14 protein-coding genes are annotated in these 15,135 nt (G+C 56.2%); 4 read left to right on the top strand and 10 right to left on the bottom strand.

The window, feature by feature from the left end; genetic code table 11:
- Positions 1-2 precede the first annotated feature (2 nt).
- On the top strand, positions 3-1,688 hold the full coding sequence (locus MWU60_RS09230; protein ID WP_247226982.1) for a peptidoglycan -binding protein: 1,686 nt from the start codon (positions 3-5) through the stop codon (positions 1,686-1,688).
- Positions 1,689-1,691: 3 nt separating this feature from the next.
- Here MWU60_RS09230 and MWU60_RS09225 read toward each other — a convergent pair whose 3' ends face one another.
- From MWU60_RS09225 to gloB, 3 genes are all read right to left on the bottom strand, one after another.
- Positions 1,692-2,318: a LysE family translocator gene (locus tag MWU60_RS09225; RefSeq protein ID WP_247226981.1), complete on the bottom strand. Its 627-nt coding sequence runs from the start codon at positions 2,316-2,318 to the stop codon at positions 1,692-1,694.
- Positions 2,319-2,443: 125 nt separating this feature from the next.
- The gene (gene clpA, locus MWU60_RS09220; protein WP_247226980.1) at positions 2,444-4,768 is read right to left on the bottom strand and encodes an ATP-dependent Clp protease ATP-binding subunit ClpA; all 2,325 of its coding nucleotides are present in this window, start codon (positions 4,766-4,768) and stop codon (positions 2,444-2,446) included.
- 169 nt (positions 4,769-4,937) lie between these two features.
- Positions 4,938-5,711: a hydroxyacylglutathione hydrolase gene (gene gloB / locus MWU60_RS09215; RefSeq protein ID WP_247226979.1), complete on the bottom strand. Its 774-nt coding sequence runs from the start codon at positions 5,709-5,711 to the stop codon at positions 4,938-4,940.
- A gap of 63 nt (positions 5,712-5,774) precedes the next feature.
- Here gloB and MWU60_RS09210 point away from each other — a divergent pair, with 63 nt between their 5' ends.
- Positions 5,775-6,560, top strand: a complete 786-nt coding sequence (locus MWU60_RS09210; RefSeq protein WP_247226978.1) for a class I SAM-dependent methyltransferase — start codon at positions 5,775-5,777, stop codon at positions 6,558-6,560.
- On the opposite strand, the gene MWU60_RS09205 is transcribed toward MWU60_RS09210, so the two are convergent.
- Positions 6,557-6,946 (bottom strand): CAP domain-containing protein, encoded by a 390-nt coding sequence (locus tag MWU60_RS09205; protein ID WP_247226977.1) that lies wholly within the window; start codon positions 6,944-6,946, stop codon positions 6,557-6,559. The two genes, MWU60_RS09210 and MWU60_RS09205, sit on opposite strands and share 4 nt — an antisense overlap.
- A 322-nt stretch (positions 6,947-7,268) precedes the next feature.
- Positions 7,269-7,829, bottom strand: a complete 561-nt coding sequence (locus MWU60_RS09200; RefSeq protein ID WP_247226976.1) for a CAP domain-containing protein — start codon at positions 7,827-7,829, stop codon at positions 7,269-7,271.
- 181 nt (positions 7,830-8,010) lie between these two features.
- Between MWU60_RS09200 and MWU60_RS09195 the strand changes: the two genes are divergently transcribed.
- Together MWU60_RS09195 and MWU60_RS09190 are read left to right on the top strand one after the other, a co-directional pair.
- Positions 8,011-9,444, top strand: a complete 1,434-nt coding sequence (locus tag MWU60_RS09195; protein ID WP_247226975.1) for a hypothetical protein — start codon at positions 8,011-8,013, stop codon at positions 9,442-9,444.
- Between the two features lie 42 nt (positions 9,445-9,486).
- Complete coding sequence (locus tag MWU60_RS09190; protein WP_247227481.1) at positions 9,487-10,596, top strand: class I SAM-dependent RNA methyltransferase; 1,110 nt, start codon at positions 9,487-9,489, stop codon at positions 10,594-10,596.
- Here MWU60_RS09190 and MWU60_RS09185 read toward each other — a convergent pair.
- The 5 genes from MWU60_RS09185 to pufL form a co-directional block, all read right to left on the bottom strand.
- Positions 10,593-10,976, bottom strand: a complete 384-nt coding sequence (locus MWU60_RS09185; protein ID WP_247226974.1) for a hypothetical protein — start codon at positions 10,974-10,976, stop codon at positions 10,593-10,595. The genes MWU60_RS09190 and MWU60_RS09185 overlap by 4 nt on opposite strands.
- An 11-nt stretch (positions 10,977-10,987) precedes the next feature.
- The gene (gene dxs, locus MWU60_RS09180; RefSeq protein WP_247226973.1) at positions 10,988-12,910 is read right to left on the bottom strand and encodes a 1-deoxy-D-xylulose-5-phosphate synthase; all 1,923 of its coding nucleotides are present in this window, start codon (positions 12,908-12,910) and stop codon (positions 10,988-10,990) included.
- A 179-nt stretch (positions 12,911-13,089) separates the two neighbouring features.
- Complete coding sequence (gene pufX / locus MWU60_RS09175) at positions 13,090-13,326, bottom strand: RC-LH1 core complex protein PufX (RefSeq protein ID WP_247226972.1); 237 nt, start codon at positions 13,324-13,326, stop codon at positions 13,090-13,092.
- A gap of 12 nt (positions 13,327-13,338) precedes the next feature.
- On the bottom strand, positions 13,339-14,265 hold the full coding sequence (gene pufM, locus MWU60_RS09170; protein WP_247226971.1) for a photosynthetic reaction center subunit M: 927 nt from the start codon (positions 14,263-14,265) through the stop codon (positions 13,339-13,341).
- A 13-nt stretch (positions 14,266-14,278) separates the two neighbouring features.
- On the bottom strand, positions 14,279-15,109 hold the full coding sequence (gene pufL, locus MWU60_RS09165) for a photosynthetic reaction center subunit L (protein WP_247226970.1): 831 nt from the start codon (positions 15,107-15,109) through the stop codon (positions 14,279-14,281).
- Positions 15,110-15,135: the final 26 nt, after the last annotated feature.

The raw sequence follows: 15,135 nt of genomic DNA, 5'->3' as shown, positions 1-15,135 counted from the left end.
CAATGGCGTTAAGCCGCAGATCATCAAACAGGTTCCAGAACGCGATCTGGCCGGGTTTCGTCGACGCGATGACCGGGCTTTTGCTGGTGCTGATGTTCGTGCTGACGATCTTTATGGTCATTCAATTCGTGCTGCGCCAACAGATCACGGGCCAAGAAACCGAACTTGATGCTTTGACCGATGAAGTTGCCGCGTTGACAGCCACGCTTGGGCTGGAACGTGATACGACAGCGCGGTTGAACTCTGATCTGGATGCCGCAAACGCCGAAGCGACGCGCCAAGCGGGCCGGATTGCAGCGCTTATTGCAGAGCGCGAAGTGCAGGATCAGGCGCTTGCGCAGGCCCAAAGCGAGATCACGCAGTTTGAAGCACAAGTTGCCGGTCTCCTGTCCGAACGCAGCGATGCGCTGGCAAATATCGCAGGGTTGGAAGCTGAACAGGACCGTCTGCTGACGCAGCAGCAAGCACTCAATCTCGCGCTGGCCCAGGCAAGGACAGAAATTGACGAGGGCACCGAAGCCGCGCGATTGGCCGCTGCCCGGCGCGAAGCGCTTGAGGCTTTAGTTGCTGATCTTGAAACTGAAAATGACGCAAATACCGCCCGAATCACAGCGTTGGAGGCTGACCAGATCACCAGCGCTGCAGCGGCCGAAGCCTTGCGCGAACGGCTTGCCAATGCAGACACCGAGCTAACGGCGATGACGCTCAACCTCGAACAACAACGGCAAGAGGCCGAGAATACTCTGACGTTGCTGGCCGCGGCGCGTGCGGCACAGGCAGAGTTGGATGCGCTACGCGGATCGTTGGAAACTGAGAATGAAACGCTGGCGGCACAGCTTGCCCAGCTTCAGGGCAACCTTGGCACCCAATCCACCGAAGCGGAGCGTCAAGCCGCCTTGCTCGCCATCGCAAATCAGGAACTTGCAACGCAAGAGGCGCTGTCGGCAGAAAGCCAACGACAGGTGGCGCTACTCAACGAACAAATCATGGAATTGCGCACCCAAGTTGGTAATCTGCAATCTCTGCTGAACTTGGCGGAAGAATCTGACCGCGAAGCGCAGGTTCAGATTGAAACGCTGGGCGCGCAACTGAACACAGCGCTCGCGCGCGTAGTATCCGAAGAACGCCAGCGTCGCGCATTGGAAGAGGCCGAGCGTATCCGGCTTGAGGCCGAAGCTGCACGACTGGAAGAAGAAGCGACGCGTCTGGCAGCCGAAGCAGAAGACCTCGCCCGTTTCAAATCAACCTTCTTTGGCGAGTTGCGACAAATTCTTGAAGGCCAGGACCGCATTCGGATCGAAGGCGACCGGTTTATCTTCAACTCTGAAGTCCTGTTTCAACCCGGCAGTGCCACCCTGTCTGCGGAAGGCGAAAGTGAGATCGCCAATATCGCAGACATCCTGCGCAGCATCGCCGCCGATATCCCAGCGGGCATTGATTGGGTGATCCGCGTCGATGGGCACACCGATAACATCCCCGTAAACCGCAACGGTCGTTTTGCCGATAACTGGGAACTTAGCCAAGCGCGCGCGCTGTCTGTTGTACGGTTTATGTCGGGGGACCTTGGGATTGACCCAAGGCGATTGGCCGCAAACGGGTTTGGAGAGTTCCAACCGATTAACCCGCTCAATACTGAAGAAGCACGCGCGCAGAACCGACGGATTGAGTTAAAACTGACCGAGCGGTGAACCTTAGGTCGGGCGTGAAACCTGTGTCGCAAAGACACCGGCAATTCCCAAACAACCCGCGCCAGTGCGATTGAACAAACGCATGACCGCCGGCCTTTTGAATTGGGCGCGCAAGCTGGCCGCGCAGAACAACCAAAACAGGGTATTCAACGTGGCCACGCCAAGGAACGTCGCGATCAAAATAGCAAACTGTTGGAAAATCGGGGCCGTTGGGGTCACAAATTGCGGGACAAATGCGATGTAAAATGCCGGTCCCTTGGGGTTCAGGGCACTGACCAGCAAAGACTGCCAGAACAGTTTTGCCAATGGTTTCGCAGGTGTATCACCGTCAACTTGAACGCCGTCAATTGGTGCCGTCCAAAGCGAGTACGCCAGCCATAGCAAATAGATCGCCCCTGCAAACTTAAGCAGTGTAAACAAGAAAACTGATGTCGCCAGCACAGCACCTGCGCCCAGTAGCGAGATCGACATGGCGATGAGAGCCCCGACAGTGACGCCCGGCACGGTCGCCAAACCAGATCGTTTCCCATCCCGGATCGCGTAGTTGACCGTCAGTACAATGTTTGGGCCGGGTATCAGCACAACGATTGTACTGGCCAGCGCAAACGCGATCCATGTTTCGAATGTCATCAAGAACCTCTGCTACTCATGCGATGATCCTTGCAGAAATCACAGACGGCGCAACACAGAACTGAAAACGAAAAAGGCCGTGACTTCGACGAAGTCACGGCCTTTCCCAATTTCTTCTCTAAAGCTTAGTCAGCCGTCAGCAACGGCGGTTTATCCCCACCGCCCTCAATCCGGCCTTGCGCTGGGGCTTCGTACTTCAGCTCTAGCGCGCCTTTCTTGACGCCAACTTTGACGATCCCGCCTTTGACCAATTTGCCGAAAAGCAATTCCTCGGCCAGCGGCTTTTTGATGTGTTCCTGAATGACACGACCCAGCGGACGCGCACCCATCTTTACATCATAACCTTTGTCTGCCAACCATTCGGCGGCGGCAGGTGTCAGCTCAATATGCACATTGCGGTCGATTAGTTGCGCTTCAAGTTGCAGCACGAACTTTTCAACCACTTGCATGATCACAGGTTTCGGCAGCGCGCCAAAGCTGATGATCGCATCCAGACGGTTGCGGAATTCCGGCGTGAACGTGCGTTCAATCGCGGCAGTATCCTCGCCCGTGCGCGTTTCACGGCCAAAGCCCATTGCATTCTTCGACATTTCAGCCGCACCGGCATTGGACGTCATGATGATGATCACATTGCGGAAATCCGTAGTCCGACCGTTATGATCCGTCAGCTTACCGTGATCCATGACCTGCAACAGGATGTTGTAGACGTCAGGGTGCGCCTTCTCCATTTCGTCCAGCAACAGCACGCAATGCGGGTTCTGATCGACACCATCGGTCAGCATACCGCCTTGGTCAAAGCCGACATAGCCCGGAGGCGCACCAATCAGACGCGAAACCGCGTGCTTTTCCATGTACTCGGACATGTCAAAGCGCATCAGCTCAACACCCAGCGTATCTGCCAGTTGTTTCGCGACTTCCGTCTTACCCACACCGGTTGGACCCGCGAACAGGTAATTCCCAATCGGCTTTTCAGGCTCGCGCAGGCCAGCCCGCGCCAGTTTGATGGCCGATGACAGCGCTTCAATCGCTTGATCCTGCCCGAAGACAACGCGTTTCAGCGACTTCTCAAGATCTTTGAGAACCTCTGCATCATCTTTCGACACGTTCTTAGGCGGAATGCGCGCAATCTTGGCCACGACATTCTCAATCTCTTTGGTGCCGATCGTCTTGCGACGCTTGCTTTCGGCAACCAAATGCTGTGCCGCACCCGCTTCATCAATCACGTCGATTGCTTTGTCGGGCAACTTACGGTCATTGATGTAACGCGCAGACAATTCCACCGCCGTTTTGATCGCATCGGCAGTGTATTTGATATGGTGGTGCTCTTCGAAGTAAGGCTTCAAACCCTGCAAAATCTTGATGGAGTCAGGGACAGAAGGCTCTGTCACATCAATCTTCTGGAACCGGCGGCTTAGCGCGCGATCCTTTTCGAAATGCTGGCGGAATTCCTTGTAGGTGGTTGATCCCATGCACCGCAGCTTGCCACCCTGCAACGCAGGTTTCAGCAGGTTAGACGCATCCATCGCACCACCAGATGTGGCACCAGCACCGATCACCGTGTGGATTTCATCAATGAACAAGACCGCATCAGCGTGATCTTCCATCTCGGTCATCACGGCTTTCAGGCGTTCCTCAAAGTCACCGCGATAACGTGTACCGGCCAACAAAGCACCCATATCAAGCGAGTAAATGGTCGCTTTCGACAGCACCTCTGGCGTGTCGCCATTCACGATCTTGAAGGCCAGACCTTCGGCAATCGCCGTTTTACCAACGCCCGGATCACCCACCAAAAGAGGGTTGTTCTTGCGACGACGGCACAGCACCTGAATGCAACGTTCCACCTCATGTGCGCGACCGATCAGGGGATCAACATCACCCTTGGTCGCCTTAGCATTCAGATCAACGCAATACTTGGCCAATGCGCTTTCTTTTTCATCGCCTTCACCGGGGGCAATCGTCTCACCCTCGTCCGTTGAACCGGTCACAGGCCGCGCCTCGCCAAAGGCGGGGTCTTTCGCGACACCATGCGCGATAAAGTTCACCGCATCATAACGGGTCATATCCTGTTCTTGCAGGAAGTAGGCCGCGTTGCTTTCACGTTCCGCAAAAATCGCGACCAGCACGTTGGCGCCAGTCACTTCACTGCGGCCAGACGACTGTACGTGGATCGCCGCACGTTGAATAACGCGTTGGAACGCAGCCGTTGGAACAGCCTCTGACCCTTCAACATCCGTGATCAACGTGGACAGGTCATCTTCGATGAAGCCTTCCAAATCCTTGCGCAGATCGTCCAGATTCACCGAACAGGCGCGCATCACGCGCGCTGCATCGGGTTCGTCAATCAGGGCCAGCAGCAGGTGTTCCAGCGTGGCGAGTTCATGTTTGCGTTCATTGGCCAGCGCAAGTGCGCCATGAATGGACTGCTCTAGTGTTGTCGAAAATGATGGCACGTCGTGTGCTCCTTCATATCGGGGGCTGGCGTGACCCAACCGTGGCCTCTTACCCTTAAAGTTTGGTTTTATTTCCCAACCTTCAAGGACTTTTTTCTATTTGGGCATCACAAAACACGTGAAGCCTTCGTTTTGATCCACTTTTCACCACGCTGTCACAGCTTCGTGGTCAAAATTTGTCCTTCTGCGCACGCACATATGCAAATACGTCCACGTCGGGCGTATCAGCCATACCGATGGCTGCTTTGAATTCCGGGATATCTGCACGCAAAAACGGGTTTGTGTGCTTCTCTTCGGTCAAACTTGAAGGGACTGTCGGTACGCCAGTTGCGCGCGCAGTTTCGATCCTCTTGATACGAGAGATAAGATCAGGATTGCCGGGGTCAAGGGTCGCGGCAAAACGCGCATTCGCGGCGGTGTATTCGTGACCAGAACAAATCAGCGTGTCATCCGGCAATGCACGCAGCTTTTGCATGCTTTCCCACATTTGCGCAGGGGTGCCCTCAAACAAGCGGCCACAGCCCAGCGCCATCAGGCTATCGGCCGTAAAGACCAGTTCCGCATCCGGCATATGAAATGCGATGTGCCCGACGGTGTGGCCGGAAACATCGAAGATGTGGGTCTTCTGACCACAGACTGTGATCACATCGCCTTCCGCCACGGCAAGATCCAGATCAGGCAGACGGTGCGCATCAGCCTTTGCGCCGATCGCCCGTGCGCCCGTGCGCAAGGCGCCGACCCCGTCAATATGGTCATCATGGTGATGGGTGATCAAAATGTCGTTCAGGGTCCAGTCACGGGCATCCAGTGCGGCTTGGATAGGTCCAGCTTCGGGCGCATCAATAAGCGCGGTTTCACCTGTTTCGCCGTTATGAACCAAAAAAGCGTAGTTATCGCGCAGACAAGGCACGACAACCAATTCTACCGCTGCTGTCTTTGTCATGGCAAAGCCACCTTGTCTTGTTATGCTACATCCATAGCTTTGCCCAAGGAGCCGCAAACCGCAATGCATCTCGACGTTTTGGATCTGCGAAACTTCTATTATCGCAGCGCGCTGGGGCGGGCGGCGCAAAAGGTGATCAGGGATGAGCTTTGCGCGATGTGGCCCGAAGCCAAAGGGCAGACGGTTGTGGGCTTTGGCTTTGCCGTGCCGTTGCTACGTCCATTCCTTAAAGATGCGCGACGGGTCATCGGGTTGATGCCGGGGCCGCAAGGGGTGATGCCGTGGCCCGCGGATGGGCACAACGTCAGCGTGCTTTGTGAAGATACGATCTGGCCGCTTGAAACGGGCCAAGTTGACAAACTGGTCATGCTGCATGGGTTAGAGACGACCGAGCAGCCAACGCTTTTGCTGGATGAAGCATGGAGGGTGCTGGGGCCGGGCGGACGGGCGGTGTTCATTGTGCCGAACCGCGCAGGGCTTTGGTCGCGCTCTGACGCCACACCTTTTGGTTACGGACGCCCCTATACGCTCAGCCAGCTGGATGCGCAGCTGCGGCGGCACCAATTCGTGACCGAGCGTACAATGTCCGCGCTTTACCAACCGCCATCAGCGCGCAAGCTTTGGCGTAAATCATCCGGATTTCTGGAAAAAGTGGGGCACAACCTGCCTTTCGTTGCCGCCGGCGGTGTGCTGATTGTTGAAGTCAGCAAACAAATGGCGGCCCCCACGCGACCGGGATTGACTGAAGCCGTGCGCAAACCGCTTAGAGCGCTGGAAGGGATGGCAAAACCAAAGCCGAAACCGGAAACGGCGCGCACCCATCACAGATCATCTGACGGGTCTGCCTAGCGCGGCGCTGCCAGCACCAGGACCCAGTACTGCTGTGACCCGCTGCCGGCCTTCGCCAAGGCAAAGTCTTCAAAGGCCGGATTGACGTTGTTGCGCTGGTGGCCGGGTGAATTGACCCATGCTTGCAGCACGGCTTCTTCATCAGGCTGCCCGCGCGCAATGTTTTCGCCCACAGTACGCCACTGATACCCGGCTGCGGTCACCCGATCCCCGACAGAAGATCCATTGCTGCCCGTATGCGAGAAAAAGCCGTTGCGCAGCATATCGTTGGCGTGGCCAGCGGCGGCAGCGCCCAACCGGGCGTCATAGGTGACAGAGCCTGCACCATTGCTTGCACGCACGGCATTCAACATGCTGCCGAAATCACCGGTCGGGGGCGTTTCCACCGGCGTGGGTACGGTTGGGGGTGGCGCCGCGGCAGAAGTCACAGTTGGGGTTGAAGGTTCATTCGACATACTGCCGCCCGACCCGCCACATGCAGTGGCGAGGCAGATTGCGAGGACTGAAAAAGGCATCTTCATGAGAGTGGTCTCCACTGGGGTCAACTGACCGTAGGAGATGTGAAAACGCGCCGAAAGGTGTGACCAGAGCGCACCTCGTTTTCAAGCAAACCCATGCCGATAAGTGATTTAGCTTAGCGAAAATGCACTCATGAGTGTTACAGAAAGACGGCTTGGCAATGGCGCATGCGCCATTGCCGGTAACATATTAGCGATCAGACCAAAACGGCATTGGATGCACCAATAGCAGTGTCCACTTCTGGTCGCTGCCGGAGCCAGCTTTGCCTAATGCGAAATACTCGTAGCCTTCTTCAAGTTCAATCGCGTCTGCTAAATCGCCAGAAAAGTTTCCTTCAATGCCACTGCCGCGCGGTCGGCCTTCGAATTCCTGATACACCTGCATCACGGTCATTTCACCCTCGGCCACCATTTGAATAATCGCCTCCCAACCAAGGCCTGCATCATTCAGGTCATCACCCATATCGCGCCGACCGTCGGGCGCAGTGCCATCAGTGCTGTCCAACTCATAGATGCTTAAATAATCTCTCGCAAACATGTCGTTTGCATGATCTTGCGCAATCGCACCGACGCGGCTGTCATAGGACAAACCGCTAAGCCCTGCGCCGCGTGAATTCTCAATAATTGTGCCAAGTTCCGACGTTACAGAGGCTTCGGGTTCAGTGCGTACAACATCAATATCGCTGCCGCTACCACCGCCCATACAGGCGGACAACATGACAAAACCAAAAACTGCGCATACTTTTTTCATTGGAATCTCTCCTTGCCCCAACCCATAGTCCTAGCTGCAACAGCTTACATGTAAATGCAAATCACTAAGGAAGGCTGAGGAAAGCGATTATCCGCGCAAGCAAAATCGACAAGTTGCCACTAATTTGCGCCCAGGGATGCCATCACTTGCACAGGTTAGATTTCTTTGTATTGGTGCCCGAATGTTTGATAGTTCCACTAAAATAACGCTAATCCTGCGCAAAGTGGCGGCTGTCATAGGGCTTTGCCTCTATGCGTCCACAGGGGTCGGCCAAGACCAACCACCGAAGTTACAAGCACAAGCAGAAGAAGCTCTTGTCGGCGGCAATCCAACCAAAGCCACAGAGCTCACCCAACAGATACTGTCCATAGATCCCGATAGCTATGCAGCCCTGTTTGTGCTGGGACTTGCACAAGCGGACCTCGGTGAACACCGCGCGGCAGCAAACGCAGCCGCAAAAGCCTACAGGGCAGCAGTGAATGACCAAGAAAAACTGCAGGCGGCGCGCCTTGTTGCCGGATCACGGTTTCAACTGGGCCATTATGCACGCTCAGAGATATGGCTACGCCGTGCGGCCAATCACATTCAAAGCGAAGACGACGCCGAAGCAGTGGTCCGCGAGTACGCGCGCGCTGCAAGAGCCAACCCGCTTTCCATTGAATTCAATGCAACAGTCGCCCCATCGGACAACGTCAACGGCGGCGCCGAAGACGATGAGTTCTTGCTGGATGGGGCCGAGGTGTTCAACGTCATCCCTGGACTTGAAGACATCGAAGTTGGACGTGTTCCTGAAAATCAGCGTGCATTGTCAGGTATTTCATATGCGGCGCGCATGCGGCTTGGATACCGGATCAACGCTGGTGACACGCATGCGACCCGCCTGACGGGTTATCTGTCAGGTGAAACCTTTACGCTTTCGCAGGAATCCCAGGACCTACTCGACTCCTCTCCTGACCCAGATATTCAAGACCTTGATGGCGCAGATTTTGCGACATTGACCGCCGAGGTCGGGATCACGCATGAACGATCAAGTATCAGCCCGCTTGGGCCGATCCGGGCCAGCCTGAACTTTGGCACTTTCTGGAATACCGATGAGCGCATCGTGGATTATCGGGACGTGATCCTGCAGCAGGTCATGCCGATTGATAGCAGAAACGTCGCTTCGGTGCAGGCCTCCGTGCGGGATCAGCGGGCGCGCGTGGATGGTTTCGTTGATACTGTCACTTATGATGTGGTCACCAGCCTTAGTCGGGTCCTATCCACAGATGACGTATTGCGACTGAACATCGCCTACCGCTTTCGCGATGCTGACGAGAACAACACGTATGACGAATACCGCTCGGGCGTCACCTATCGTTTTGCGCAACCGGTCTGGAATACGTCATGGTCAACATCAATGCAGTTTGCGTTTCGTGACTATGATCAGTTCCTGACCACGATTGATGGGCGACAGGATAGAACCGTGACTCTAGGAGCCTCAGCCGTGTTTGAAGACATCACATATTTCGGGTTCTCACCCAGCATGGATATTTTCGCGACACGCACCGTATCAACAGCCGAGGAAAACACATCCTCGGCTGTGCAAATCGGGTTTGGGGTGACCTCAAACTTCTAGGCCGATTTGCACTTGGCCGCAAAAGCGGACTATGTGCCTGATATGGAAGACACCTTTGAAATTTTCATGGTCGCCACGCCCGGGCTGGAAAACGCGCTGCTCTCAGAGGCTTTGGAAAACGGGTTTTCTGATGCCAAAGCCACACCGGGCGGTGTGACGATCACCGGCACATGGGCGGACGTGTGGCGTGCCAACCTTGTGATGCGGGGGGCGACCCGTGTGCTGGCGCGTGTTGGCAGCTTTATGGCTTTCCATCTCGCGCAGCTCGACAAACGGTCGCGGAAATTTCCTTGGGGCGATATCCTGCGGGCGGATGTGCCTGTGCGCGTTGAGGTCAGCACCTCGAAGAAGTCCAAGATTTATCACGCGGGCGCTGCGACCCAACGGATTGAAACCGCGCTCAAAGACAGCCACGGCATGACAATCAGCGCCGATGCACCTGTCGCGATCAAGGTACGGATCGACGACAATCGGGTGACCATCAGCGTCGATACCTCCGGGGAAAGCCTGCACAAACGCGGCCATAAAGAGGCCGTCGGCAAAGCGCCTATGCGCGAAACACTCGCGGCATTGATGCTACGCGAATGCGGTTATGACGGGACCGAGCCGGTCATGGACCCGATGTGCGGATCAGGCACGTTTTTGATTGAGGCCACTGAGATCGCGATGGGGCTCTACCCCGGTCGGACACGCGACTTTGCGTTCCAACAACTTGCGACCTTCGATGGCACGCAATGGGACGACATGCGTAGGGTGGGTAAAACCCACACGCCCACCCACCACTTCACCGGCAGTGACCGCGATGCAGGTGCCATCCGCATGGCAACTGCAAACGCCGAACGGGCCGGAGTGGCTGAGCACATCACTTTTCAGAACCTCTCAGCCACCGACATCACACGCCCCGAAGGCCCACCCGGCCTGATTATCTGCAACCCACCCTACGGTGGACGGATCGGCAACCAGAACATGCTCTACGGGGTCTACGCTGGGCTAGGCGAAGCAATCAAACGCGAATGTGCAGGCTGGCGGGTCGGGATCGTGACCAGCGAAGCGGGGTTGGCCAAGGCGACAGGCTTGCCGTTCAAACCAAGAGGCCCCGCGATCCCACACGGCGGGCTGAAGGTGTGGTTGTTTCAGACGCTACCGCTCTAACGAGCACCAACCCCGTCCAGCAAGCGGCCCAGCGCACCGGCGAGCCAGCCAATCACAAGCAGCCCCGCGACTAGCAAAACGATGAAATAAACATCATACCAATCCAAGGTCCGCCCAAGGATCAATGCGATCAAAACGCGCTGGATACCTGCCACAGAGACCATCCAGATCACGCCGAATCGCCACGCCACAAGCACGCCGTTTACAAGACTGGATGCCAATAGAGCCAGTTCCAGACTGTCGATAGTCGTCGCAGGCAACCCGCTGCCACCAATTGTGATCGGTACAGAGGTTAGGCCCAAGATCACCAGCGTCCACGCAGCCGCAACGACAAAGGCAATTGCCCACAACAGCCAGTGGAGCAACTCGATGCTTTGCACAGTGTCGGTCCCTAAACCCCAACCTCAACCCGCTTCACTTCAATCCCTGCCGCCTGCATTGCTGTCGCGGCAATATCCACTGCCGTCAGCCCGGCATCTGCATACATCGCATCGGGCGATGCATGATCAATATACCTGTCCGGCAGCGTCATCGTCCGCACTTGGCAGCGTCCGTCCAGCAAGCCATCATTGGCCAGATCATGCAGCACCATTGCGCCAAAACCGCCTTTGGCACCTTGCTCAACCGTGATCAGCGCCTTGTGATTGCGCAGCAACTGCCGGATCAACGCATGGTCCAGTGGTTTGGCAAAGCGGGCGTCTGCAATCGTTGTCGATACACCTTGGGCCGCCAATTTTTCCGCAGCAAGCTGGCATTCAGACAGATGCGCGCCAAAGGACAGGATCGCAACGTCCGACCCTTCCTGTACAATCCGGCCTTTGCCAATCTCAATCAGGTTGCCCCGTTCAGGCAGGTCGATCCCCACACCTTCGCCGCGCGGATAACGGAACGCAATCGGCCCGTCATCATAGGCGGCGGCCGTGCGCACCATATGCATCAGTTCCAACTCATCTCCTGCCGCCATCACGACCATATTGGGCAAGGCGGACATATAACCGATGTCAAAGGCGCCCGCATGGGTCGGGCCATCGGCGCCGACCAGCCCCGCACGGTCAATCGCAAAACGGACAGGCAGGTTTTGTAACGCCACATCGTGGACCACTTGATCATAGCCGCGTTGCAGGAAGGTTGAATAGATCGCGCAGAACGGTTTCAGCCCGCTTGCCGCCATACCAGCCGCAAAGGTCACACCATGTTGTTCAGCAATACCCACATCAAAAACGCGGTTTTTGAACCGTGCGCCCATGATATCCACACCAGTGCCCGAGGGCATCGCGGCAGTCACCGCAACGATACTGGGGTCCATCTGCGCCTCGGTTGTCAACGCCGATCCAAAAACCTTGGTATAGCTGGGTGCATTGGGCTTGGACTTTGCCTGTGCGCCGGTCACGACATCAAACTTGGACACACCATGCCCACAATCAGCACTATCCTCGGCGGGGGCATAGCCTTTGCCTTTGGTCGTGCAGACATGGATCAAGACAGGGCCTGTCGCGCGGGTGCGTGCGGCGCGCAAGACTGGCAAAAGCTGGGTCATGTCGTGGCCATCAATCGGGCCTACGTAGGAAAAGCCAAGCTCTTCAAACAAGGTACCGGACCCACCCGTCTGCATCCCAGTCACAAGGTTTCGGGCACGTCGGGCATGGTCGCGCAAGGGGCCGGGCAAAGCAGCCTCAAACCCTTCGGCCATCTTGTGTAATTCACCCATAGGCGAGGCATAAAGACCGGACAGGTATTTGGACATCGCACCCACTGGCGGCGCAATGGACATTTCGTTGTCATTGAGGATCACAAACAACCGCCGCCCTTCGGCACCTGCATTGTTCAGTGCCTCATAAGCCATGCCGGCACTGATGGACCCGTCACCAATCACGGCAATTGCATCCCCGGTGGGCATGCCCATATCCCGCCCTACGGTAAAGCCAAGCGCGGCAGAAATTGAGGTACTAGAGTGTGCTGCACCAAACGGGTCATAATCGCTCTCGGCGCGTTTGGTAAAACCGGACAGGCCGCCCTCTTGGCGCAATGTCCGGATACGGTCTCGTCGACCCGTCAGCACCTTATGCGGATAACACTGGTGGCCCACATCAAAGATCAGCTTATCGCGCGGTGTGTCAAAGACAGCGTGGATCGCCACGGTCAACTCAACAACGCCCAGCGAAGACCCAAGATGCCCACCCGTTTCGGACACGGCAGAAATCACCTCGGCCCGGACATCATCGGCCAAATTGGCGATGGCGGTGTCGTTCATGCGTCGGATATCGGCAGGACCAGCGACGCTATCAAGGAACGGTGTTTCGGGGCGATTGGTCATTGCTTCACCTTTGTGGTAATAAAAAAGCGTCGCAAAAGGGGTGAGCCAATTGCGACGCTAGTTCTCCTGTAGCCAACAGGAAGGGAACTGGGGTTTACACCCCAATACCGGGCCAGCCAGGGAGGGTAGCCCGATGGCGATGAAACAGGCGGTGCGTCGCGCGCCGCCTGTTTCAATCTTCAGACGTGCGCAACCTCTTCGACCAGTTCGATCATCAAGGATGACCGATTGATCGGATCAGGCGTTTCACGGCTTTGCTCTGGCAGGATGCGCCCGATAAAGGCCATCGCCGCAATTATGAACCAAAGCGCCAACACGAACACAGCCGCATAACCTGCACCTTTGAGCATCAAGAGCGTGATATCGGCGGTGAGCCTGCTCTTTTCGCTCATGTCGAGGATGTTATCGTTTTTCATCATCTGTCCTCCTTAGTTCAGCGGCGCGTAGCCGTGCTGCTGCGCCCAAACAAACCAGTTATCAACAACCGTACCGGTCAACAGGATCCCAATACCGCCAGTCAGCGTTGTCAGGACTGCGAACCACCACGCCCAGCGGTGAATACCTTCCATGGTGGCGTTAAAGCCCATGGTCCAGCGCCAGAACAAAGCGGCGCGCTCAGTCGCGGTACCGCGGTCAACGATCTGTTCGATCTCGCGTTCGCCACCAAAGCGGCTGACCGCAAGGATCGTGGCACCGTGCATCGCAAACAGCAGGGCTGAACCGTAAAGGAACACAATGCTCAGAGCGTGGAACGGATTGTAGAACAGGTTGCCATATGTGATCGAGAACAGGTTCGTCCAGTCCAGGTGTGAGAAGACGCCATAAGGCACCATCTCAGACCAGTCGCCCATCAGGATCGGACGGAACAGACCCAACACAAGGAACAGCCAGATTGCAGAGGCAAACGCCCATGCGACGTGCTTGCCCATGCCCAGTGCTTCGGCACGCAGATAGGTGCGTACCCACCAAGTCAGAACCGAGATCAGCAGGAAGAAGGACGCGATCATAAAGTAACCGCCGTCATTCATCGGAGGCATACCCAAGCCATAGCCGGGGCTTGGCGGATCAAGCGACAGCCAGAACAGGTCCCGCAAGAAGATCGCCGGGTTGTAATCGGCCTGCGCCCAGAAGGACAAACCCACCATAACGAACCAGATTGCACCAGTTGCAAGCGAGATCACCCCGAAGGAGCCCAGATAGATCGGACCCAACTGTGCGTTGCCAAACCAACCCGCCAGCTTCGAGAAGCGTGCGCCTTTGCTACGGTCAATCCCACTGCCGTCGTATCCGGCGACACCCATTTCGGCCGGTCCTTGGACCTGAACCTGGGTGAAAATGTTTTGATATTCAGCCATTGTTCATATCCTCCTACAGATCAACCCACCAGGGCAGTTCAAAGTACCAATCCCACCAGACGATCCACTCTTCGAACCAGACGGTGCCTGAAATCACGATACAGATCGCAGACCAGAAACCAGCGTTCAGCGCCAGGAACAGGCCCAGACGGTGAATCCCCAATGGCCCGATCGAATAGCCGATCAGATCACGGAAGTACGTGTCTTCGTGATCAGGTGATTTGATCTCTTGGCCTTTAGGCGGGTTCACAGCCGACAACACCAGTGATCCGTGCAGCGCAAGTGCCAGACAGGTGGTGAAGAAGAACGTGATCGCGATCATATGTGCGGGGTTGTAGTGGAAGTTGCCATAAGCATAGCCCACGTTGTTGACCCAATCGAGGTGGCTGAAGATGCCATATGGGAAACCGTGCCCCCAGGCCCCCAGCAGCACCGGACGGATCACCACAAGCGTGACGTAAGCGAAAATCGCGACGCCAAACGCAAAGGGTACGTGATAGCCAATGCCAAGTTTGCGGCAAATCTCGACCTCGCGCATCATCCAACTAACGAAAGCACCAATCGCGCAGATCGTGATGATCTGCCAAAGGCCGCCTTCCATCAATGGCGCGGCACCCAATCCGTAATCAAGCGGTGGGGGGTCGATGGAAATCAACCACGGGTTCCATGTGGGGCCTTGGCTGGCCCCGTAAAAAATCAAAATCGTCCCAAGGACGGCGAAAAAGAACGTCGTGACCCCGAAGAAGCCCACATAAAACGGCCCCACCCAAAAGTCGAACAGATCTCCGCCTACCAATGTCCCGCCACGGACCCGGTATTTTCTCTCGAAGCTGAGCTGTGCCATCTTCTATCTCCATTCTTTAACAGGCC

The sequence above is a fragment of the Yoonia sp. F2084L genome (assembly GCF_023015625.1).
Lineage (GTDB): Bacteria > Pseudomonadota > Alphaproteobacteria > Rhodobacterales > Rhodobacteraceae > Yoonia.
Note: the sequence above shows the minus strand (reverse complement) of the source record. Positions and strands in the feature narration are given on the sequence as shown.